Raw genomic sequence first — 22,965 nt, forward strand, 5'->3', positions numbered from 1 at the left:
GGACTACCGCGTCATCTCTTCCAGGAACTCCTGGGTCTCGGGGTCTTCCGAGAAGATGGCCGTCCCGCGCATTCCGCGAGTGAGCAGAACCTTGTACGTGTTCTTGATCAGCGCGCTGAAATGCAGTTCGTCCGCCTTCTTGACCTCGGAGTCCTTGGAGTTCGCTCGGACCGCGCGCCACATGCCGTCACGGCGGACGAGGTCTTTGCCGAAGATCACGCCAGACCAGTCGTACTCGAAGCCCTGGGCGGTGTAAATGCAGCCGACCTGGCCGAAGCCGCGTTCGTCCGTCGCCCAATAGCTGGATCCGGGCACGTCGGGCACCGACTTCTCGCCCTTCGCGTTCCAAGGCCGTTTCCACTCGCCGAGCCGGACGTCGTCCACGAGGCGAAGGCCGTCCGGAGTCTGGACGGGATCGCTCCACGGCCAACAGAAACCGGCCGCAAGCCGGCCTCCCCCACCATGCCGAGACCGCTGGTCCAGTACCCAGGATTCCAGGGCTTCGGGAGAGGCGGAGGTGGTCAAGGTGATGCCCTCGTCGAGCGGGCCCGCGAGCTTGCTCCACGGGATCGGCGGTTCGGCGGAGCCGAGTCCGAGCAGCCTCGCGACCCAGGTGTCGTAGGAAACCGAGCCGCCACAACGCAGCTGGTCGTGCAGGCGGACGATCTCGACCTCACAGCCGAGGGCGTGGGCGGCCGTGCTGATCTCCTTGAGCGAGCCCATTTCACCAGGGCGCACGACCTGATGCCCGTCGAGAAGGAACACCGGAACGGTCGCCACGTTGATGAGTTCGTTGACCTGCCGGTCGGCGCGTTCGCGCCTCTCCTTCTTCGTGAACCTGTCGACACCCTTTTCCCGGATGCGATGTGCTTCGTCGCAGATCAGGACGTCCAGTTCGCGAGGTTCGCAGCCCACGTAAGCGTTGAAGTACTTGAACAACCCCTGGACACGAGTGCTTCCGCGGCCCGCGTACTTGCGCATGGTCGAGGTGAACGACTTCGAGCCGGTCGCGTGGTGGACGGCGCGGCCTCGGCGAGCCAGCTCGCCGAGAAGGCTCAATGCGATGACACTCTTGCCCGAGCCCGGTCCGCCTTCGACGATGACGACCGTGCGAGTTTGTGCCGCTCGAGACCGCTCGACAGCCTGCAGGACGAGTTCGTACGCGACCTTCTGCTCGTCGAGAAGGACGAACTGCTCGCGATCCTTGATCTCGGCCGCGGCGAGATCGAGCAACGGCTTGGTGGGACGGTGCGCGAAACCGCTCAGTTCGTCACCGGCGGCGATGTTGGTCTGCCGGGGTGCCGAGGTGTCGAGGACCGCGTTGAAGTGCTCGCCCATCGCCGCCTTGTCGTCCATGGTGAACAACCGGCTGGTGGGACGAGGATTGTCCTTGAGGAGACCGGACACATCGGCACGTCGAGCGTTGTGCAGGTACACCACCGCGTGTATGGCCTGTGGCCGCTCCACCAGTGCGGGGGTGTGGTCCACGAAATACTGGCGGTATCCGTGTACCTGTTCGGCCGGATGGAGGTGTTTTCCCGGCAGGCCGGGAATGTTGATCACCTCGGACAGGTAAGACTCGGCCTTGGACCACTGCTTGACCTCGAGGAAGACGAAGGAACTTTCCCCGCCGCGAGGGTGAATGCCGCACAGCACCACGTCGATGCGTTGCTTGCTGTGCGGTAGCTGATGTTCGAGGAGAACCTCGACGTCGCCGAGACCCGCGTCGACGAGATCCGCCAACACGATGGGCAGGCTCCGTTGCCAGGAGGCCACCTCGCTGGTTCCCACCCTGCTGCCGAGGGCGAATCCGGCTTGTTCCTGCAACCGGCTGTGCAGATGTCCCGCACGGGCTTCGATCAAGAGATCGGCCGCGCTGCCGCGCGCAAGAGCCACTCGTCCCTCCCCTGGGCGTGGGTCGCTCGAATGCTCCCCAGCTGTCGATCATAACCCGCTAGAGTGATTCTTGCCTTCGCGCAATGGCGCGAAAGGCCAAGAGACGGGAACGGCCCTGGGGAGGGTGGCTTGCCGGTCATCAAGACCGCGTACGACCTGCGCGAAGAGCTTCAGCACAAGCGGATCCTGATAGAGCTGTCAAAACATGTGGGCATCCCGTTCCGGGCGTCCGAGGAGTCCGGTGAGATCGGCTCGTGGAAGCGCAGCCTGCCGGTACTCGCCAACACGTTGTGCGCCGCGCGGCTCGGCCACGTGCAGGTGTTGCTGGAATACAAGCTTCCATACAGCCCGAAGCGGGTGGACGCCATCCTCTGCGGCGTCCATCCTGAGACAGGGAAGCCCTCCTATGTGCTCGTCGAGCTGAAACAGTGGGAAAAGGCGAAAGCCACTGGCGCCGGTCTGGTGCTGACTCCCTACGGTAAAAAGCAGCCTGACCTGCATCCGGCGGAACAGGTCAGACGGTATTGTCGCCAACTGCTCGACTTCGTCCCGGCGTTCGCGCGTATTCCAGGGCAAGTCAAGGGAATCGCGTACATGCACAACGCCGTGCGCGGAGCCGACTGGTCGTTGGACGAGTTCGAGTTCGATGACTTCGGCCAGCTCTACACATCGGATCTCCAGGCGGACCTGGTCGCCGATCTGTGGTCCTTGCTGGACACGGATCCAGCCACCGCGGGCGCGGCGATGGCCGCCGCTCATGAATTGATCTCGGCTCCGCCGTCCCCAGCGCGGAACTTGCTGAAGACCGCGGCGGACGCTTTCGGTGAGAGGGACGATTTCGTCCTTCTCGATGAACAGCAGGTCGCCTACAAGACCGTGCTCGACGCGGTGGCCGAGGCCGATTCCGGTGGCGGGAAGAAGGTCGTCGTCGTCAACGGCGGACCGGGCTCGGGCAAGAGCGCCATCGCGGTGACACTCCTCGCCGCCCTCGCGAGGCAGAAGCGAAAAGCACTGCACGCGACCGGCTCCAAGGCCTTCACCGAAACCTTGCGGCTGAAGGTCTCCGGTGGCGATGTTCGGTCCGGCGAGATCTTCAAATACTTCAATGAGTTCCGCAGGGCTCCCGCGGATGCTCTCGACGTTCTGATCTGCGACGAAGCGCACCGCGTCCGAGGAATGCCTCGACATCTGCACGGCAAAGTACGGAGCCAGATCGATGAGCTGATCGATGTCGCCAAAGTGCCGCTCTTCCTCTTGGACGAGCACCAGGTCGTGCGCCCGACGGAGATCGGTACCAAGACCGACATCGTCTCCATCGCGGAAATGAAGGGCTGCCAGGTCATCGAGATCAGTCTCGACGGCCAGTACCGGTGCGGCGGCTCGGCGAAGTTCGACGAGTGGGTGGTCAGGCTTCTGGGACTCGGTGCGGAGCCGCCGGTGGCCTGGTCCGAACTCGTGGACGACACCGAGGACGAGTATGTGGTGGATTCCGTCGGATCTCCCCATGAGCTGGAGAGCTGGCTTCTCCGGCAGGCCAAGCACTTCTCGGGAACGGCGCGGATGGCGGCCGGCTTCTGCTGGGAGTGGCGCGACCCGGTCAAGGTCGAGGGAAGCCTGAGGTTGCTCGAGGACGTGCAGATCGGCGGCTGGCGGCGGCCTTGGAACGCCAAGCAGGGTTTCGACGTACCAGGCGTTCCATCGGCTTCACTGTGGGCCTCCGAGCCGGACGGGTTCGGACAGGTCGGTTGCATCTACACCGCACAGGGTTTCGAATACGACTGGGCGGGCGCGATCTTCGGTGACGACCTCGTGATCCGAGACGGCGAGTGGCGCGCCCGGCGCGATTTCTCCTTCGACAAATCGGTGAAGGCCGCCGATCCCGCTGGCTTCGACCGTTTGGTCCGCAACACCTACAAAGTGCTCATGACGCGCGGAATGCAGGGATTGTGCGTTTACTCCACGGATGACGAGACCAACGCCTTCCTGCGGAAGTACGCGCGGTAGGGGCGATGGCGGGCGGTGCGGAGGTGGCGCCGACCTTCGTCTTCGGTGTCCGCCGGAACTGTCACCCGGCTCGACGTCGGGCTGGATGATCTTCGGGTAGACGCGGACCGGCGCCTGGAAAGAACTTCTCCCTCAGGGTGCCGCCGGTGTACTCGCGTTGCATGAGGCCTTGGTCCCGCAGCACCGGGCAGACATGGTCGACGAACTCGGCGAAGCTGGTCGGCAGGACGACATACTGCAGGTTGATACCGTCCACGCCGGCCGCTTGCCAGCGCGCGACATCTTCGGCGATCTGGTCCGGAGTTCCGGCGAGGCGCCTGTTGCCGATCCTGAGGATGAGTTCGCCCAGCGTCTGCTCGTCCCGCTCGCCGGCATCGAGCAGCGTCCGTAACTCCGACGGAAGGTTCTTTCGGCGACGTAGTTCTCCCACCGGTGTCGCCGGGTCGTCTTCGGCGAAGTCGCGATCGAGGAACACCGACATCCGGGCGAGGTTGCCCTCGATGGTCTGTCGTTCCAGCAAATCGGCATCTCGACGCTTGGCCTCCGACTCCGTGCTCCCTACGACGTAGGTGCGTGGCACGAAGACTTTGATCGACCGGGGGTGCCGGCCGGCCGCTTGGGCCGCGTGGCGGAAACCTGAGACCAGCGGTGCCGCGTTCTCCGGGCTTTGCGATCCGATGAAGACCGCTTCCGCGTGCCGTCCCGCGAACTTCCGGCCCACCGCGGACTGTCCCGCCTGGAACAGCAACGGGGTCCCCTGTGGCGACGGTTCGCACAGATGTGGGCCGTCCACCTGGTAATAGGGGCCACGATGCTTGACTTCATGCACCTTCGCCGGATCGGCGAATTGGCGTGTGACCTTGTCCTTGACGACCGCGTCGTCGTCCCAGCTCCACTCCCACAGCTTGCAGACGGCGCTCAGGTAGTCCTGCGCCCTTTCATAGAGCTCGTCGTGGTCGGGGAGGCCTCCATAACCCAGATTCCGGCCTGCTCCCGGCAAGAAGGAATTGACCACGTTCCACGCGACGCGCCCCTGGGTAAGATGATCCAAAGTGGACATACGTCGAGCGAAGGCGTACGGCGGTTCTTGCAGGATGTTCTGGGTGTAGGCGAAACCGAGATGCTCGGTGTGGTGAGCGAGCAGTGGGATCAGCAGGGAGAAGTCGAGGGTGGGGAACTGCATGCCCTCGTGCACGGTCGAGTCACGGGACCCGCGGTACCGCGCGTATGGCGCGATCACACATCGGCATTGAACAACGCGTCGAATCGACCGCGCTCGAGAAACCGGGCGAGATCGATCCACATCTGCGGGTCGGCGTATTCCAGTTGCCGGCTGTCGGGTTCCGCCCATAGGCCTTGGGCATGATGGGACACCGTCGCCATGGAGAATGCGTTGAAGAGCATTCGTGGCCGATCCACGCTCACGGACTCCTGTTTGCTCGTTCCGTTCGCTCGTGCGCCTTAGCCGGAAGAAGGCACTGGACCCGGTCCGTTGTCTCGCGCGCCCAGGCTCTGGGAATCGTAATGGAGAAGAAACGGCATGTGTCCCTGCAAACGGTTGATCTTGACCGAGAGCCGGGCAGGCACCGAGGGCCCGCCGAAGGTGGGTGTGCGGCCGGAAGCCTGCGAAGTGTGCCCCCGGCAGGATTCGAACCTGCGACACCCGCTTTAGGAGAGCAGGCAACAGCGTTGACCGTGGCCTCTAACCGCAACTTTGTCCTCACGGTTCTCTGTGGTGTCCTCCTGAACATCACCAGGCGGCAGCGTCTCGGGTCACGAAATGGGTCATGAGATCCCGGTCCGGCGCCCGGGCGTGTCGCGGCCTTCCGGGCTCCACGCCAGTGGCCGCCGAGCGCGCAGGTCAATCACACCTGGCGGTCGCGCGGGGCAGCCTGAGTACTCGCAGGCGGAGTTTGCGGTGGTGAAGCCGGCCGTGTCGACGACGCTGTTGCTCGTCACGGCGGCCTGCTCGATGTTGTCGATTGCGCGCGCCGGGACGATGATGCGGTTCCGGACCCTGATAGCGGGGGAACTCGCCGGCCTGAATTGCCCGGTAAAGCGTCATGGGTGACAGGTTCAGCATCGCTGCGGCCTCGCCGACGCGGTAGAACCGCGGCCGTTCGAGTTCGCGAACTATTCGATGATTCACGGCATCAGCTTTCTGGGATTAGAGACTGACTGGTGGTGTCGGCGGTCAGACTTGGCCGCCGACACCACCAGTGGGTTCATGCTGCGGCGGAACGGCGAGTGAGCGACTCCGTCAGTCGCCGCTCGGCTCGTGACAGCTGCTGCCGGAATTGGTAGGAGGAGACGCCGCGTTCGTGGGCAACGGATGCGGCTCCCTCGCCGTCGAGCCGCACTCGTCCGATGAGGCTGGCTTCGTCTTCGGTCAGGGTGTCGTCTTTCACGGCTTGCGCCAGGACGAGGTCCGGATGTCCGGTTGTCCGGGCTCGGTACCTGACGAACGTGCTCTCGTCGTACGTGGAGCGTGTTCCGTTGATCCGGTCTTCCTTGCCGCGAGCCTCCAGCCCGTAGCGGTGGGCCATGAACCGCAGGGACGAGTAGCGCATCGGCTTGTCCGGGGCCAGGGAGTTCAATGCCTGGAGAAATCCTTCGACGATCTCGGCGTCGAAGTCGGCGATGTCACCGCGGAAGTTGCGGGCGATGCTGCCGGCGACCTTCTTCAGACCTGGCATCATCAACCCGAGTGCCGCGGTGGTCCAGGGGTCACCCTGTTCCTGCGCGCGTCGCACGACCTCGCTCCAGACGGCGTTCTTCACCTGGTTGCCGGTCTGGCGCTTCAGGAGCGTGATCCGGAGTTCGTCCAGGGGGATCGGCCGGTCGGGGAGGCCGAACCCGATGACGCGTCCGTCGAGTGACAGCGCTGTCGGCTGCGCGGTCAGCTCGTTGAAGCGCCCGTTCGATGATCTCCAGCGAGGTGAGCGACCGCTGATGGTCAGGCATTGCGTTGCCTTTCTTGTCGGGGAGGTCGACACCTTCTAATACGGAATTCGCGGCGTGATCCTGAAAGAAATCACTCGATTGTGCGACACCAATACGGCGTGTCGCTCCGCCGTATTGCTCGATGATCTGCATACGTGCTCTGTGTTGAAGGAGAACGGTATGGAGAACAAGGCTTTGTTGGGTAGCGTGCCCGGGATGGATCTGGGCGCGCTCGATGCGGCGCAGAGTGAAGGGCGTACCTGTGTCCGGTGCGGACGCGTTCCGCTTCATCGAGTTGACTTGAGGCAGGTCGGCGCGCCAGATCTGATCGCCTGCTCCGGCGAGGATGCGGCAATCTGTTCGCGGCCGGTGTTCTGGCTGGCGAAGCCCTGCCCGCGGTGGTGCAACGGTCGATACGACGGCGATGCCTGTCCGGATCGTCGTCACTTCTTCAGCTGGGAGGAGCAGGGGCCCTTGACCTTGGAGGACGCTCAGGAGATGGGGCCGGGGTTGGGGTGGCAGCCTGAGCACACGGTCGTGAGCCTTGACCAGGGCGACCGCGAGGAAGCCCCGCGGATCTGGTGCGGCAAGGGAGTGACCAATCAGGGCTGGCACATGACCGAAGACGAGGCCCGTCGCCTCGCCGTGACGTTGACGGCCGCCGCGGACTTGGCTGCGGGTGAGCCGGCCGATCAGCTGCAACTGCCGTTCAGCACCGTCGCGGCATAAGACGACGAGCTGGCGCGGCGTGTCGCGCCAGCTCAATGCCGATGCCGCTTCCTCAGCGCGCGAGCGAAGCGAGGAGGAGTTCGCCGACCAGGGCAACCGTGTCCGGCGTGGTGTCGGAGGTACTGGGGCGTTACACACGGAGCGGGCTGATCGATGCCTTCCTCGCTCACACCGGCCTGGAACCGCCGTAACCCGAACCATTCAACCTCTGTAACGTCGAAGCGTGGTTTATCGACTGCGATTAGCAACCCGCTCTAAAATATGCCACCGGCCGCTATGCAACCTAACGGCGCAAACGACACGATGGCCCGTACTGGCAACTAACCGACACTCGATCTATTAGCTGATCCACGCTCCGCCGCATCCAGTTTGCTGCTAGAATCTAAGCGCAGCTTGCGTTCGAGATGACCACGAGGAGAAGTAGTTGAGCGAAGTAGTTCGACACTATCAAGCCTTTCGCACGCTCCAGACACCGGAAAGCAAGCCAATAATCCTGTTCTCCGCTGCAGCAGTCGATATCACACAGTGGGCGGGCGTACCACAACGCCGCCGTCTCGCAGATGAAGAGACGTCAGGTTTTCAGCGTGAAGAGAATCGGAGCCGAGTTCGAGAACTCACTAAATTCTTTCACGACAAGCGAAATGTCACACAAAACCCCCTACTCGGCGCCCTGCAGGACGTCGATAGGGTCACCTTTGAAGAACAAGCGCCAGGCTCGCCGTTTGGAACTCTCAAGATTACCTACGACGACTACGCTGATGTTCCCCTGATTGAACTCCTAAGGCGCCTTACGCACCGTCTTGAGCAGCGGGTCGACTTTCTTAACAACGGCGCCGTTGATGAAGGACGCGTAGCTCAACTTATTGAGCTGGAAAGTGCTCATGGAAAAGAGCCGCTCGCTTCTAATGATGCCTCCGATGAAGACCTCGATAACGACGCATCCGCATCCGACGATGTCGGCAGCGATGACGACGCGGCAACAGTCATGCTTGCTGATGAGACTCACCTTGTAGACTTCTACACCGAGCTCAAGGGTCGGATTCGCGTCCTTGAGCATCTAAACATCCAAGACGCGGATGAAATTCAAGGATTTACAAAGGAAGCGCTACTAGGGTATCTGCGTCCGATCGTCCTTGTCGATGGACAACATCGGCTGCGAGGAGCTGTAGAGAATGCGAAAATCCTTACTGGCACACCAGAGGGCCAACAGTATATTCTTGATGCTGTAGCTAACGGTACAGACCCAGCTGAGGCCGAAAACCAGCTGCTTGCTAAACAGTCTCGCCATCTACCCTTCTCACTGCTAATGGACGAGAGTCCCAGCGAGCACGTATTCCAGTTCGTTGTCGTCAACCAAAAGGCTATCCCCATGGGCAAAGCGCTCCTGGGTACCATTGTTTCTACAAGCCTAAGTCGCGAAGAGTTGCAGCAAGTAGCGGGACGGCTCCGGCAGGCCGGTATCCGACTTGAAGATTCGCAGGCAGTTGCCTACCTGACTCGGGCGGAAGAAAGTCCATTCCGCGGCTTCGTCCAGACCGGCATGGATAAGGACCGACCCGACCTGCTTAAGTGGAGCGTTCTTCAGGGAATCGTTTCAATTTTCCGAAATCTCCGCGGCGGGCGACCATACCACGAATCAGTGGACTATGCCAAGGCATGGAGAGAGAATTACTTCCTCCAATGCGGACTGGTGGGCGGCGAGTCGGATACTGAGCGTTTCGAGGACTGGTCTCGCCCCGATGGACCATGGCGCGACGTGTTCATTCGATTCTATGTGAAAATTCGGGACTATTTTGGCGATACGAACGACGCTGACACATGGAACAGTTGGGGAAGTACGGCAAAAAGCAACCTCTTTAACAAGGTCTCCCTAACAATTCTCGCCTGCGACTATTTTGACTACCTATATACACAAGCGGAACCTCTGGGTAGCCTAGGTGATGTAGACCGCACCTTTATGGACTGGCTAAAGGGTGGACGCGTGAGCAAGTCGTACTTCAATAGGGACTGGAAACTCGAAGGATTGAAGAAAGATCAGCGAACAGTAATGGTGAAGTGGTCAAAGAATTGGCATGAGTACAGGAAGGTTCCCACTTCCGGAATGCCCCAGAAGTTTAAGCCGTAACCGGAATGGACGCTCGTGGAATATCTGAATTCTATCGGGTACTTGAGGAGACGTTCTCCAAGAGATGGACCGAGCAAAACCTCAGGGAGATCGCCCAGCTCGTTGCGCCCGCAGGACTACTAGGAAAGAACGAGTGGATTCTACGGGCTGACCATTCGCTGACAGTTAGTCGATGGTTCTTGGAAGGACTTGTTGACCTCAATAAATATATTCACAGCGCGGATAATATAGGTCATCTGATGCAGGAGATGTCCTTATCGCTCCGCGAGCTGGCTCCTGCCGTGCCAGCTGATGAGCTACAGGTTGCGGCGCGCCAGCTGGCCGCTTATGGATGGCGGGAGGTAAAAGCACGCCGTGAAGCTGAGCGAACATATATCGACAAAGACCTGCGGCAAGCAGTGTGGTTTAGGGACGACCCGCTGCAGCGTTGCTATCTTTGCGGCTATAGGTTCTCGCCTGATGCGAGAGACGCCTTTCTTCGACGAAAATCAGGGCGACTGACTCCCGCGAGGCTTGTCGACTTTACTCGGCCTCGAGGGATAAATCACAGGCACTTGCGAGTCGAACTCGACCACGTCATTCCTGTCTTCGAGGGCGGCGCGACGGACGAGGATAACCTTCGACTTGCATGCGGCTGGTGCAATCTTGTCAAGAGCAGCCTGTGGAGCCTTTACGACGCCAAGTCCTGGTCGGCCGGCGTTATCAATCATCCATCGCTAGGTCGCATCACCGTACCGCAGCCATTTTGGGTCATGCGGATTGTTGCGACTCGTGCGAGATGCGAAGCACCGGACGGTTGCCCGGCCCGCCTCGAAACGGACGAGCTTTTTGTCGCCCCACTCAGCAAGAAAGGGGCTCTCACCCCAACAAACCTCATGGTCGTATGTCGCAAACATGATCCTTGGGCGGGCCATCGCCTGGTAAGCCCATCGCTATTGTCTAGAAGGTAGAACACATAGCGCAGATTCTACAGTGTCTACTCCCGCAAGCCTGACCGTCATGCCGGCCCGTGTGAGGTACCCGGCATGACGTCCTGAGGAGCGCCGTCGGCCCTGGCGTCGGATCTGTCGACGAAAAGACCAGCGGATCGTGCGGGGCCTGCCGTATCGCGGCCGGGGACCCTGTAGTTGTCAAGCCGCGGCGGATGCAATGGAGAAATAGGGGACAGCTGAGCGTGACCTCAGCTAACGGATTGCGGCTATACGACCACGGAGGTCGTCCCAGTCGGTGGCTTGTGTCATGTGGCTCCAAGAGATCCGCAGTGCCCCTTGGAGTCGGTCAGGGCTAAGCGCCATTGCAGTCAGGACATGACTCGGCTCGTAGCTGTGCGACGTGCAAGCTGAGCCGTTGGAGATAGCGGCGGCTCCCTTGAGCGAGAGCATGACGGCCTCAGAGTCGAGACCTGGAATGGAGACGTTCACAGTGTGTGCCACTGTGCGGTCCAGGTCGCCGTTGAATTCAGCACCCAGGTCTTGGAACGTGGCGATCACGTCTCGCTGGTACCTGAGGCAGGTGTCCTGTCGCCGTCGGTGGTTGGCCGTGGCGAGCTGCGCCGCAGTGCCGAGACCCGCGATGAGCGCCACGGGCAGGGTGCCGGGTCGGAGGCCACGTTCTTGGCCGCCACCGTAGGTGAGGGGCGTCAGTGGCGGTCGTTTGTAGCCTCGTCGCCTGGTGATGAGCGTTCCGATGCCCTTGGGCGCGTAGATCTTGTGCCCTGAGACGCTGATGAGGTCGATGCGAGGGTCCTTGAGGTCGGGCTGTTCTTTCCCGAACCCTTGTGCGGCGTCGACATGTAGGTAGGCATCGTGGTCGCGGAGTTGGTCGACGATGTCGCTGAGCGGCTGCCGCACCCCGGTTTCGTTGTTGACGTGCATGATCGACACTGCGAGCGTGTCGGGTGTGACGGCGGCTGCTACGGCGTCTGGATCGACCCAGCCACCTGAAGTTGGCGGTACGTAGACGACGTCGAAGCGTCGTTTCTGCAGCTCTTCGACCGGCTCGAGGACGGCTTTGTGCTCGATCTGTGTGGTGACGATGCGACGTCGTCCGGTCTTGTCTCCGTGCGGTGCCAGGCCGAGTAGCGCGATGTTGTTGGCCTCGGTGGCGCCGCTGGTGAAGATCACCTCATCAGGTTGCGCATCGACGACCGCGGCAACCTGTTCGCGAGCTCGCTGAACTCTGCTCTTGGCGGTCTGGCCGTACTCGTGGGTTCGGCTGCCGGCGTTGCCATACTCAACGGAGAGGTAGTGCATGACCTCGTCTAGCACTGCCGGCTCCAGTGGCGTTGTGGCGTTCGAGTCCAGATAGACGGCTCGCTCTTCATCTTCGCTGGTCACGACATCCCTCGGCTGTTGGTCCGGAGTGGCTACGATCTTGTCGGTGGGCAACGGTAGTGTACGCAACCACAGGCTGCGGTGTTCGTAGCCACGCCGTTGCCTGTGCGGACCTTTGAACGTCGGCTTGCGTACAGATCGGAGGGGAGGTACAGATTGATCATGTCGACCGCCACAGATGGACGTCCTGTCGAGGAGTCGCGACATCCCGTCGTGGCTCGCCCGGACGTCTTCGAGTACGTGTTCCCCGCCATCCGTGGCGTGCAAGCGCAACGTCACTTTTACGTGACGATGTTTCCCCTCCGTCTTGTGCCACGCCTCTTTCTCTTCGATGAAGAGGAACTACAGGCGAATTTGCGGGCTCAGCGCAGCCTCAACAAAGCGCGCGTCCCCGAGATGGCTCGCTATATTCTCGATAACCCTCATAACTACGTGTTCTCTGCACTGACTGCTTCTGTCGACGCCGATATTCGATTCGACCCACTTGGCGCAGGTGGCGCGGAGGGTCGCATAGGACTCCTCGCGATACCGATGTCAGCCCGCTTTGTCATCAATGACGGACAGCACCGTCGCGCGGCAATTGAACAAGCCTTGCGCGAGAATCCGGACATGGGTGATGAAAGTATTCCGATCGTCTTGTTTCTAGATATCGGTCTGGAACGCTGTCAGCAGATGTTTACAGACCTCAACAGGTACGCTATCCGTCCATCGCGCACCCTGACGATTCTGTACGATCATCGCGAAAATGGCGCCCGCATCGTCAAGAACATCGTCAAAAGCTCGGCTCTGTGGGCAGATCTGATCGAGATGGAACGCAACAATCTTTCAGCCCGGTCCCGAAAGCTCTTCACACTCTCGGCTCTCCACGGCGCTACCAAAGCGCTCTTGGATTCAGTCGAGGAGTTGACCGTTGATGATGCTGCGAAACTTGCGCGCAACTATTGGGATCTCGTCGCTGAGAAGGTAACTGAGTGGCAGCTGGTTCACGAGAAGAAGGTCACAGCTGGAGATGTCCGACGTGACTTCATCCACAGCCACGGGATCGCTCTTCACGCACTGGGGAAAGTTGGCAACACGCTGTTGCGTGAGTCGCGCGATTCACGAAAATGGCGACGTTCCCTGACGTCACTAGCTACGATCGACTGGTCGCGCGCGAACTCGCAGCTCTGGGAAGGTCGAGCTCTTATCGGCGGCAAAGTGTCCAAGTCGAGCACAAACGTTACTCTCACGACAAACGTGATCAAGAAAACACTGGGCATTCAGCTCTCCCCTGAGGAGATGCGCATCGAGACGATGTACGAACGAGGGCGATCATGAGCAAGTCAAAGACAACCAGGGACTCAGCTTTTGCCGACGGCGGACTGTCGGCCACGCTCGACCGGTTGATCATCGAAGTGCAGGAGCTGTACCTGGCTGATCGCATTCCGTGGGTTGTTGGCTACAGCGGCGGCAAGGATTCCACCGCGACCCTGCAGCTGGTCTGGATGGCTCTGGAGAAGCTCCCACCTGAGCAGCGGACCAAGCAAGTGCACGTGATCAGCACGGATACGCTGGTCGAGAACCCAGTGGTCGCCGCCTGGGTTGGTCATTCCCTCGACCTGATCGGCGATACTGCCACCAAGCACGGGCTTCCGATCGAGCCACATCGGCTGACTCCGCAGATCACCGATACGTTCTGGGTCAACCTGATCGGACGCGGCTACCCGGCGCCACGCCCCAAGTTCCGGTGGTGCACCGAGCGACTCAAGATCAATCCGTCGAACGATTTCATCCGCCGCATGGTGCGTAAGCACGGTGAAGCGATCCTGGTACTGGGCACACGCAAGGCGGAAAGCTCGGGTCGTGCGTCACGGATGAACTCTCTGGAGCAACGACGAGTCCGGGATCGGCTGAGCCCGAACTCCAACCTCCCGAACTCGCTTGTCTACAGCCCAGTCGAAAACTGGACCAACGATGACGTGTGGCTCTTCCTAATGCAGCGCCCCAATCCATGGGGCTACAACAACAAAGATCTGCTGACGATGTACCAGGGCGCTTCGTCGGACGGCGAGTGCCCGCTAGTAGTCGACACCACGACCCCCAGCTGCGGAGACAGCCGGTTCGGATGCTGGACATGCACTCTCGTCGACAAGGACAAGTCTATGTCGGCCATGATCCAGAACGACGAGGAGAAGGAGTGGATGCGCCCGCTTCTGGACATCCGCGACGATCTGGACAAGACCGATGATCGTGACCGGCGCGACTTCCGGCGGATGAATGGCACTGTTCAACTGTTCCATGACCAGCCAATCCACGGACCGTACCTGCAGCGGTGGCGAGAAACGTGGCTGAAGAAGCTGCTCGAGGCTCAGACCTACATTCGTCAGGAGGGGCCCAGCAACGTCGCGAGCATCGAGCTCATCACACCGGCGGAGCTGGACGAGATCCGGCGTATCTGGGTGGTCGAAAAGCATGAGTTCGAAGACTCATTGCCGCAGATCTACGAGGACGCGGTAGGCGAGCAGTACCCGGGCAAGCCGATGGACGACCACCTCCCGCTTGGAGCTGAGGATGTTCGGCTTCTTCGGGAGATCGTCGGCGACGACACCGACTCGCCACACTTCGAGCTGGTGCGAGAGCTGCTGGACATTGAGCAGCGGCACCGAGCGATGTCCCGACGCGCGGGGCTGTTCGACGCGCTACAGGCTGCGCTGCGTAAAGGGTTCTACGACGATCGAGAGGACGCGCTCGATCGTGCGCGGACCCATCGTCGGCGCAAGGAACAGGGCAAGGACGGGACCGACCAGGCCACAGAGGATCTCATCGACATCGAAACCGGTCTCATCCGCTTGATCCCCATCGAGAGTAGCCGCGTGTCATGATCTTCGACGAACTCGTACTTCACAACGTCGGCGTGTTTGGCGGTCGCCACAGCTTCACGCTCACCCCACCAACGCCCAGCAAGCCGGTCACCTTGATCGGAGCTCTCAACGGCGGCGGCAAAACCACCTTCCTGGACGCCATTCAGCTGGCACTGTTCGGGCCGCTGGCACGGACGACGAGTCGGGGCAACGGTAGCTACCAGCAGTATCTGCGTCGGCTGATCCACAGCGGAGTACCACCGGAAGACGGCGCCTCGATCGAACTTGCCTTCCACATCGTCGAGCAGGGCCAGGACCGCCACTATCGGGTATGCCGATCCTGGGCCGGCACCAGCACCGGCGCGAAGGAGCGCCTGGACATCCTCGTAGACGACCGACCTGACACCACTCTGTCGCGACAGTGGGCAGAACGGGTCGACGCGTTCGTGCCACGCGGCGTCGCAGAACTGTTCTTCTTCGACGGGGAGAAGATCGAGACGCTGGCGGAGCTGGACAACGCCCGTGAAATGCTGCGCACCGCGATCGGGGCTCTGCTCGGGCTTGACCTTGTCGATCGCCTTGCAGCCGACCTGACTGTGGTCGAGCGCAATCACAAGGCCGACCATGCCACGCCGGCGATGCAGAAGCTCCTGGATGCCGAGCGTAAGAAGCTCGCGACCTACCGCCAGGACAGAGAAGGTGCAAAAGACCGCGTCGCCGAGGCACAAGGCGCCCACGATCGAGCCGAGAAGGTGCTCCACGATCTCGAGGTGAAGATTCAGCTTGAAGGCGGCGAGCTCCTCGACCGAAGTCGGGAACTGGAAGCAGCCAAGCTGCACTTGACCGCGTCCAAGAAAGACCTCGACACACGGCTGACCGACCTCGCCGCAGGGACGCTCCCACTTCAGCTGGTCCGGGACCAGCTCGAGACCCTCGCTGACCACGCTGATGTCGAACTCGAACGCATCCACCTGCACGACATTGCTGATCTGCTCAAGTCCCGGGATCGGACGACCATTCAGCAGCTACGCCAGCACAACGTGCCGGACACTGTGGTCCAAGCCTTGCAACGTTCCCTCACTGAAGACCGCAGAACGAGGCGCGGGAGCCCCCAACGAGCGCGCATTACTGATCTCGATCGTGATGGCGTCGCAGCGTTGCGGCAACTACTCGAATCTGGGCTTGACCAGGAGATCCACGCAGCCCAGAGCCTGATCGAGCAACGTCACAAGGTGGAAAACGAGGTTGAAGACGTCCTTCGCGGGCTTGCGAATGTGCCGTCTGAGGAAGCCCTCGACGACCTGCACAAGCGTCGAAACGACGCTCACCGCGCTGTTGCCGCAGCTGCCCAGGCGCTCACGCATGCCGAAGCGGAAGTAGCTGCTGCGTCTGCCGCCGAGGACGAGATGGAGCGCAAGCTCAGCCGGCTCCTCGACAAGGCTGCCGACGAGATGACCGCGGCCGACGACTCCCGTCGACTGATCGAACACAGCCAACGCGTGCGCGCGACACTCAAGAAGTTCCGCCACGAAGCAACTCGTCGCAACGTGGACCGGATCCAGAGACTCATCCTGGAGTCGCTGCAACGCCTGGCCCGGAAGAATCGGCTGATCACCGACATCAGCATCGACCCCGAGACCTTCAGCGTTGAGCTTCATGGCCAAGACGGTACGGTCCTGCTGCCGCAGCAACTCTCCGCCGGTGAACGTCAGCTCCTCGCGGTGTCCATGCTCTGGGGCCTCGCGCAGGCATCAGGTCGCCCGCTACCCGTAGTGATCGACACGCCGCTAGGCCGTTTGGACGGTATCCACCGCAGCCACCTGATCGAACGCTACTTTCCCCAAGCCAGCCACCAAGTCATCCTGCTGTCCACCGACCAAGAAATCGACGAAGCAGCATGGAACAAGCTCCGGAAGCATGTCGGCCACACCTACCAGCTTGAACATGACACGAACAGCGGCGTGACGACCGCTAAGACCGGATACCTCTGGTAGAAAACGGAACCCACGATGCCACTCGAGAACATCCGCGTCAGCCGACAAGCACGCGACCAGCTCATCACCCTCAAACGCCGCACCGGCATCACCCAATGGAACACGCTGTGCCGATGGGCGTTCTGCCGCTCACTCGCCGAGCCAACCCCACCCCCCGCTGCCAAACACCCCGCCGACAGCAACGTCGAGATGACCTGGCGCACCTTTGCCGGCCAGCACGGCGACCTGTACTGGTCACTTCTCCGGCAACGCTGCCACGCTGACGGACTGGCCCTCGACGAGGAGACCCTCGCGCAGCAATTCCGTGTCCATCTCCACCGCGGGATCGGTTACCTCGTCGGCGACCGCAACATGCGCACGATCACCGACCTGATCGATTACGCAGTCGACCCCACCGCCGCATGACAAGAACGGTTCCCCGGCACCGCACCGCAATCGCCCGCGGTGCGCTGCCGCGGCCACTCTCCACCGCCCTCGACGACGCCATCGTTACCACTGACAGCATTGTCTTCGACTACGGCTGCGGCCGGGGAACCGATCTGCACCACCTCGCTGAACTCAACATCACGGCCAACGGATGGGACCCGGCTCACCGATCCGACAGCCCACCCATACCCGCTCAGGTTGTGAACCTCGGCTTCGTACTGAATGTCATCGAAGATCCCGGCGAGCGCGTCGCGACGTTGCGAGACGCATGGAACCTGGCGCAAGAGGTCCTCATCGTCTCGGCACGCATGACGTGGGACGCACGCGGTCTGCGAGGCCGCCCGCGGGCGACGGCATTCTCACCAACACAGGCACGTTCCAGAAGTTCTATACTCAACACGAGCTGCGGGACCTCATCCCAACCGCCCTCGACGCCCCCGCACTGCCGGCAGCGCCAGGCATCTCTATGTCTTCCGTAACCCCTCCAAAGCCCAAGGTCTACTCGCCGAGCGTATCCAACGCCGCACCGCCCCACCCGAGCCTTGGATCTGCGAACAGCTCTTCGCCGAGCACGAAGAACTACTGGCATCCCTGGTCGCGTTCCTCACACAGCGAGCCCGCCTCCCCAGGGCGAGCGAAATCCCCGAAGCCACCAGAATAATCCGGAACTTCGGCAGTCTCGCGCGTGCCTTCGCTATCCTCAGTACCACCACCGGCACCCAGCACTGGGAGAACCTTCGCGAGCGCGCGACCGCCGACCTACTGATCTATCTCGCACTCGCCCGGTTCGACGGACGCCCCCGCTACAACCACCTACCCTACGCTCTCCAACACGACGTACGCGAATTCACACGCTCCTACAAAAGTGCCCGCGAACGCGCTGACCGCCTGCTCCTCGCCTCCGGCAACCGCGACATGGTCGCACTAGCGGTCTCAGCCAGTCCAGTCGGCAAACAGACCCCATCCGCGCTGTACGTCCATACCGACGCTCTGCCGTACACCCCGCCGGTCTTGCGGGTTCTCGAGGGATGCGCGCACTCTCGTCGGAACTGTGCCGGGCGCCAACATCATCAAACTCCATCGCGATCCACCGCTGGTTACGTATCTGAGCTATCCAGATTTTGGCCACGATCCTCATCTGCGTATGGCAACCGCCACCGTCGTCGATCTCCACTCAAGAACCGTGGACGTGCACGACTATCGCCGATCGAGCAACCCTCCGCTACTGCACCGCACCGAGGAGTTCCTCGCCGCCGATGATCGCGCGCCGCGAGCCACTGGCCAAAATTTGGGTCTATCCTGTGATCGGTGTTTCCGGCGTTGTTGATCAGTAGGTTTCGGCTCCCGGCCAGCGGTCACCGAAAGTGATGGCAAACGCGTTGATCACTGGCTTCCAGCGCATCGTCCATCGGGCGCGGCCTGTTCCGGTCGGGTCCAGGCTGCGGGTCACAAGGTACAGGCACTTCATCGCGGCTTGCTCGGTCGGGAAATGCCCGCGTGCGCGGATCACCCGCCGGTAGCGGGCGTTCAGTGACTCGATCGCGTTCGTGGAGCAAATCATCGTCCGGATCTCGACGTCATAGTCAAGGAACGGCGTGAACTCATTCCAAGCGTTGCGCCACAAACGAATCACCGCTCTATGCGTCGCGCCCCATTTCTCCTCAAATTCGTCGAGAGCGGCTGCGGCAGCGTCTGGACTGGGTGCAGTGTAGATAGGTTTATGTCGCGTTTCACCGCATCCCAGTCCCGGCGAGACACAAGCCGGAACGTGTTGCGGATCAAGTGGACGATGCAAGTCTGAACAATTGTTTGCGGCCACACGTTCGTCACGACCTCGGGCAGGCCCTTGAGGTCGTCGCAGACGAGGAAGAACACATCCCCGATGCCGCGTCTTCAGGTCGATCAGCACGCTCATCCAGAACTTCGCGCCCTCACCACCGGTACCCACCCACAGGCCCAGGAGGTCCTTGTGCCCGTCCACCGTGACGCCGATGGCGGCGTACACGGGGCGGTTGGCGACCTGGCCGTCGCGGATCTTGACGTGGATCGCGTCGATGAACACGGCCACGTACACCGGGTCCAGCGGCCGGTTGGCCCAGTCGTTCATTTCGGCGACAACCTTGTCAGTGATCCGCGAGATCGTCTCCTTGCTGACCGAGGACCCGTAGATCTCGGCGAAATGCACCGAGATATCCGCGGTCGTCATTCCCTTCGCATACAACGACAGCACGATCTCATCCACTTCGGTGAGGCGCCGCTGCCGCTTCTTCACGACCTGCGGCTCGACCGTGCTCTCCCGGTCTCGCGGCACGGTGATCCCGACCTCGCCCGCGGCGTCCGAGATCACCGTTTTCGACCGTGAGCCGTTGCGCACGTTCGTCGACTCCCGATCCGGGTCCGCCTGGTTCTTCTCATGCCCGAGGTGCTCGGTCATTTGCTCGTTGAGCGCGGTTTCCAGCACGTTCTTGGTGAACAGCTTCAGCACCCGTCCGGGCCGGTCAGCGCCAGCCCCCGTGCCTTGGCCTCGGTCACCATCGCCGCCGCGGCGGCCTGCTCCGGCGACAACTCCCGCGCCGGCTTGGACTCACTCCTCCGTGGACTCACAGCCTCAGATGTCATCACTCACAGTGCCCATCCCGCCGGCCCTCAGCCCGGCGTGTCGGGCCGGAAACACCGATCTCGGAACAGTTCCTAAAATTTCGACGACCGAGGTGGAAGCAGGCTTGTACGAGCATCCCGGCCGCATCGGCACACGCTTAGGCTGGCTAGGGGGAAATTCACCGCTGCTGGGTCCTAAAAGTAACGCAGCTGCAGGCCGGCGCGTTCTCCCGAAGGTCTAACGCCAAAGCGGACATCCTCACTTCACCATGGTCGCAACGAACCTCGTCAGCAGCCCGGAGTCGGGCAGTGGCACGAGCTCGTAAGCACCACTGCCCACTCGGCGGCATTCTTGTTGGCTACCAGGTCGTTCTGCCAAGTAGTTCTTCGACCGAAGCGGCGGTTGCTCCGCCTGAGTCGCTTAGGGCTTCGGTGACCAGGTCGGCGACGACTAGGGCAGCTGACTGGTGCCGTATGTTGACCTGTTCTTGGATGCATTCTAGCCCGCCATTGGCGTATTCCTCGAAGATTTTGATGCGCTCTTCGATGCGTTTGTCGTCCATGATCTCGGGATCGTCTTTGGCGCTGGCGGCGGCGATCATGTTGATCAGGGCCTCGCTGTACACGGGGGCTGTGAGTACTTCGTAACGGATCGGATCGCCCGCAGCGGCGGTGAATGACGAGCGGCGCCCGGTTCGGAAACCAATTGCGGCGGCGAAGATCAGGATGTCGCGGAACGTACCGAAGCCAGCTTCTTCCTGAAGTTCGACCATGAGTGCTTGGTAGTGCTGGGGACGCCGGGCTCGAACATCTGTGGACGTGGTCATGACGTGATCTCCTTGAGGGAGGAGAACTCGGACGCGGCGTGACGGATGTATGGGTGTGAGTAACCGCGCAACTCGATGTCGTCTTCGGGCTTGCTCGTAAGGTTGGTATGGCTCTCGATCACACCAAGGTGGCTGACGTAGGGGTTTAGCTCGTCCGCCACCTTGCCCAGGCCTTGGCTTTTGCTGACTAGGACTACGAGTTGTGGCGCCATCTGGGCCAGGGCGCGCGACACCGCCTCCTGATAGTCATGGTCGAGCGAGCCGAACGCCGCATCCATCACGATGGGGTAGGTGCCGGCATCGGCTGCAGCTTGACCCTCAGCTCTGCGCTCCTTTCGGATTTCTCGGGCCAGCTTGGACACGGCGGCCACGAAGCTGAGGCTTAGGATCTGGTTCTCGCCAGTGGACTTCGGCACCGGGAGTTGCACCCCGTCGACGTTGGTGTGCAGGGTGAGTTCGAAGCCCTCGCTGAGGCTCGGAACATAGTTTTTGTGGGTGATGCTCCGGAAGACCGACTTCAACTCCTCGTCGAGCCGACGGCGCATGTCGTCCTTGCGGATCTCTAAGATCTCCTCAAGCGCTCGCCGAACGTTCTGAACGAGCTCGGAGCGTGCTCTGGCCTTGATTGCAAGTTCATCGGTTACTTCTGCGTTCTTGCGGTCCTTGGTCTTCTGCTCGATGTCCTTCGTAATCTGTTCCAGGTCGTGGTTCACCGCACCGATTTGGCGCTCTTTATCGCTGCGTCTGTTGTCGAGATCGATACGTTTCGACTCAAGGGACTGTACGTTTTCCAGACGAATGTCGCGGAGTTTGCCATCCAGCTCGGACTTGGTTTCTTCCAGTCTGCTGACGCGGTCACGTTGGTCGCCGATGCGCTTCATGGACTGACCAAGTTCATCTCGCAAGCTTCTTCTGTCCGAAGTCATGGGATCGATTTGACCACTGAGCCGCTGCCAAACGGTTTCGACAGCTTGAAGTCCGGCCCGTTGACGCCAGTTTGTGACCTTCTTCCACGGCTCTGTGTTCGCCGCCAGCGGGGTGCCGCAGATGCACTCACCCTCGTCGAGGAGTTGGTCGACGAATTCTCGTTTTAGCGGCGCGGGCAGCGCCCCTTTCTGGTACATCGCGTCTGCCATGGCTTTGGTGCTATTGGTGAGATCCTCGGTGAAGGCAAGGAAGCCACGTGTCGCGATGAGATTGGCGCGCTCACTCAGTGCCGTGGCCAAGGAACGACGTGCCTCGTCGAGTTCGTTCGTGACGTCATCTCGCTGCTTCTGGATCGGTGCTGTCTCCGAGTGTTGACGCAGGAGGTTCATTACGCTCTCGCGTTCCTCATCCAGGGTTGCGAGATTGCTCTCCAGGGCCTTCGACTCCTCGCGGAGGGGCGTCTTGCGATCGTTCAAGTCATCAATGCTCTTTTGGATGTCGCTCGCCTTGTCGCCACCATGTTTGCGGATGTCTGCGGTGAGTTTGCGATCCACCTTGGGTAGGTGAACGAGCGCCCGTGCGACCTGCTCGAGGTCGAGCAGAACTTTGATGTCCTGTTGGACTTCACTGTGGGCACCCTTCTTGACGAGATTTTCAATGCGCTCGCCGTTGAAGAAAAAGAAACGGCTCACGCCGTGCGGCAAGATGGTGTGGATCATTTCCTGTGGCGCGCCGACAAGCTCTGACGAGCCATCGGGTTTTGTGATCCACATTTGCGGGTCCGGTGCTATAGGCGATTGCTGGTCAGACTCTTTGTGCATCCGTGCCCGGCGTTGCACACGGTAGTCGTGGCCCTCATGGTCGAAAACAATCTCCACGCCGACCTCGACCGCGTTACCAATGGCTGTCGCGCGCCAGACACTGTCGGTGACGAGCCGTTGCTGGTGCTCAACGTCATCGGACATCTTGCCGTACAGGGCCCAGCTGAATGCGTTCAATAAAGTTGTCTTACCGGCACCATTTGCCCCGAAAATTAACGTAACAGGCTTGACGGTGTCCGATCGCAGGTCGAACCGCTGTGTCTCTTTGAATTGGCGGAAATTTGTCATCGTGATCGACTGGAGCCTCATGGAATGATCTCCTTCACCACCGCGAGAAGGTCATCGGTGGCGTCGTAGGCGCTGACGTTGAGCTTCGCGCGTTCGATCTGGAGGACGCGTTTGAGGAGCGTCTGTTCTTCCTCGCTCAGCTCCTCAAGTACCTGCCTTTCGATCCGACCTGCACTACTCACTTGCGGATTCCCTTCATCACTTTCGTGTCATG

Annotated in this window: 18 protein-coding genes and 2 pseudogenes; 10 read left to right on the top strand and 10 right to left on the bottom strand. The window is 61.2% G+C overall.

Translation table 11 applies throughout. The annotated features are described in order from the left end of the window. Window positions 1-3 precede the first annotated feature (3 nt). The gene (locus AJAP_RS03365) at window positions 4-1,896 is read right to left on the bottom strand and encodes a DUF2075 domain-containing protein (RefSeq protein ID WP_038508094.1); all 1,893 of its coding nucleotides are present in this window, start codon (window positions 1,894-1,896) and stop codon (window positions 4-6) included. 129 nt (window positions 1,897-2,025) lie between these two features. Here AJAP_RS03365 and AJAP_RS03370 point away from each other — a divergent pair, with 129 nt between their 5' ends. Next, entirely contained in the window at window positions 2,026-3,900 is a 1,875-nt protein-coding gene (locus AJAP_RS03370; protein WP_038508096.1) for a DNA/RNA helicase domain-containing protein, read from the top strand. Between the two features lie 61 nt (window positions 3,901-3,961). Here AJAP_RS03370 and AJAP_RS03375 read toward each other — a convergent pair whose 3' ends face one another. From AJAP_RS03375 to AJAP_RS03380, 4 genes are all read right to left on the bottom strand, one after another. Next, window positions 3,962-5,203, bottom strand: coding sequence for an NtaA/DmoA family FMN-dependent monooxygenase (locus AJAP_RS03375; protein WP_228694991.1), 1,242 nt, complete (start codon window positions 5,201-5,203; stop codon window positions 3,962-3,964). Then, complete coding sequence (locus AJAP_RS44015) at window positions 5,137-5,325, bottom strand: hypothetical protein (RefSeq protein WP_228695042.1); 189 nt, start codon at window positions 5,323-5,325, stop codon at window positions 5,137-5,139. The genes AJAP_RS03375 and AJAP_RS44015 overlap by 67 nt, the downstream gene beginning before the upstream one ends. A gap of 436 nt (window positions 5,326-5,761) precedes the next feature. Then, window positions 5,762-5,983 carry a hypothetical protein gene (locus AJAP_RS45280; protein ID WP_407639404.1) on the bottom strand — a complete coding sequence of 74 codons (222 nt, stop codon included), beginning with the start codon at window positions 5,981-5,983 and terminating at the stop codon, window positions 5,762-5,764. A 142-nt stretch (window positions 5,984-6,125) separates the two neighbouring features. Further along, complete coding sequence (locus tag AJAP_RS03380; protein WP_051972329.1) at window positions 6,126-6,896, bottom strand: sigma-70 RNA polymerase sigma factor region 4 domain-containing protein; 771 nt, start codon at window positions 6,894-6,896, stop codon at window positions 6,126-6,128. 22 nt (window positions 6,897-6,918) lie between these two features. Between AJAP_RS03380 and AJAP_RS03385 the strand changes: the two genes are divergently transcribed. The 3 genes from AJAP_RS03385 (at window position 6,919) to AJAP_RS45285 (ending at window position 10,647) form a co-directional block, all read left to right on the top strand. Beyond that, window positions 6,919-7,572 carry a DUF6907 domain-containing protein gene (locus tag AJAP_RS03385; RefSeq protein ID WP_148311443.1) on the top strand — a complete coding sequence of 218 codons (654 nt, stop codon included), beginning with the start codon at window positions 6,919-6,921 and terminating at the stop codon, window positions 7,570-7,572. Between the two features lie 424 nt (window positions 7,573-7,996). Continuing rightward, window positions 7,997-9,697, top strand: coding sequence for a hypothetical protein (locus AJAP_RS43490; RefSeq protein ID WP_148311444.1), 1,701 nt, complete (start codon window positions 7,997-7,999; stop codon window positions 9,695-9,697). Window positions 9,698-9,945: 248 nt separating this feature from the next. Then, entirely contained in the window at window positions 9,946-10,647 is a 702-nt protein-coding gene (locus AJAP_RS45285) for an HNH endonuclease (protein WP_148311661.1), read from the top strand. Between the two features lie 234 nt (window positions 10,648-10,881). On the opposite strand, the gene dndA is transcribed toward AJAP_RS45285, so the two are convergent. Next, window positions 10,882-12,033 carry a cysteine desulfurase DndA gene (gene dndA / locus AJAP_RS03400; protein ID WP_038522309.1) on the bottom strand — a complete coding sequence of 384 codons (1,152 nt, stop codon included), beginning with the start codon at window positions 12,031-12,033 and terminating at the stop codon, window positions 10,882-10,884. 159 nt (window positions 12,034-12,192) lie between these two features. Here dndA and dndB point away from each other — a divergent pair, with 159 nt between their 5' ends. From dndB to AJAP_RS45295, 6 genes and pseudogenes are all read left to right on the top strand, one after another. After that, complete coding sequence (dndB, locus tag AJAP_RS03405) at window positions 12,193-13,347, top strand: DNA sulfur modification protein DndB (RefSeq protein ID WP_084098561.1); 1,155 nt, start codon at window positions 12,193-12,195, stop codon at window positions 13,345-13,347. Next, the gene (gene dndC / locus AJAP_RS03410; protein WP_051972330.1) at window positions 13,344-14,891 is read left to right on the top strand and encodes a DNA phosphorothioation system sulfurtransferase DndC; all 1,548 of its coding nucleotides are present in this window, start codon (window positions 13,344-13,346) and stop codon (window positions 14,889-14,891) included. The genes dndB and dndC overlap by 4 nt, the downstream gene beginning before the upstream one ends. Beyond that, window positions 14,888-16,864 (top strand): DNA sulfur modification protein DndD, encoded by a 1,977-nt coding sequence (gene dndD, locus AJAP_RS03415; RefSeq protein WP_038508103.1) that lies wholly within the window; start codon window positions 14,888-14,890, stop codon window positions 16,862-16,864. The genes dndC and dndD overlap by 4 nt, the downstream gene beginning before the upstream one ends. 15 nt (window positions 16,865-16,879) lie before the next feature. Then, window positions 16,880-17,269, top strand: coding sequence for a DNA sulfur modification protein DndE (gene dndE / locus AJAP_RS03420; protein ID WP_038508104.1), 390 nt, complete (start codon window positions 16,880-16,882; stop codon window positions 17,267-17,269). Next, window positions 17,266-17,769: a DNA phosphorothioation-associated putative methyltransferase gene (locus AJAP_RS45290; RefSeq protein ID WP_084098017.1), complete on the top strand. Its 504-nt coding sequence runs from the start codon at window positions 17,266-17,268 to the stop codon at window positions 17,767-17,769. Before dndE ends, AJAP_RS45290 begins: the two co-directional genes overlap by 4 nt. After that, window positions 17,765-18,550, top strand: a pseudogene (locus tag AJAP_RS45295) (DNA phosphorothioation-associated putative methyltransferase); the annotation flags it as partial. The gene AJAP_RS45290 and the pseudogene AJAP_RS45295, both read left to right, overlap by 5 nt. A gap of 67 nt (window positions 18,551-18,617) precedes the next feature. On the opposite strand, the pseudogene AJAP_RS03425 reads toward AJAP_RS45295, so the two are convergent. From AJAP_RS03425 to AJAP_RS44020, 4 genes and pseudogenes are all read right to left on the bottom strand, one after another. Beyond that, window positions 18,618-19,909, bottom strand: a pseudogene (locus AJAP_RS03425) (IS256 family transposase). A gap of 338 nt (window positions 19,910-20,247) precedes the next feature. Then, complete coding sequence (locus AJAP_RS42395; RefSeq protein WP_051972331.1) at window positions 20,248-20,715, bottom strand: DNA phosphorothioation-associated protein 4; 468 nt, start codon at window positions 20,713-20,715, stop codon at window positions 20,248-20,250. Then, window positions 20,712-22,772 carry an AAA family ATPase gene (locus tag AJAP_RS03435; protein WP_038508105.1) on the bottom strand — a complete coding sequence of 687 codons (2,061 nt, stop codon included), beginning with the start codon at window positions 22,770-22,772 and terminating at the stop codon, window positions 20,712-20,714. Before AJAP_RS03435 ends, AJAP_RS42395 begins: the two co-directional genes overlap by 4 nt. Further along, on the bottom strand, window positions 22,769-22,933 hold the full coding sequence (locus AJAP_RS44020; RefSeq protein WP_158509781.1) for a hypothetical protein: 165 nt from the start codon (window positions 22,931-22,933) through the stop codon (window positions 22,769-22,771). Before AJAP_RS44020 ends, AJAP_RS03435 begins: the two co-directional genes overlap by 4 nt. Between the last annotated feature and the right edge of the window lie 32 nt (window positions 22,934-22,965).

Source organism: Amycolatopsis japonica, from assembly GCF_000732925.1.
GTDB lineage: Bacteria > Actinomycetota > Actinomycetes > Mycobacteriales > Pseudonocardiaceae > Amycolatopsis > Amycolatopsis japonica.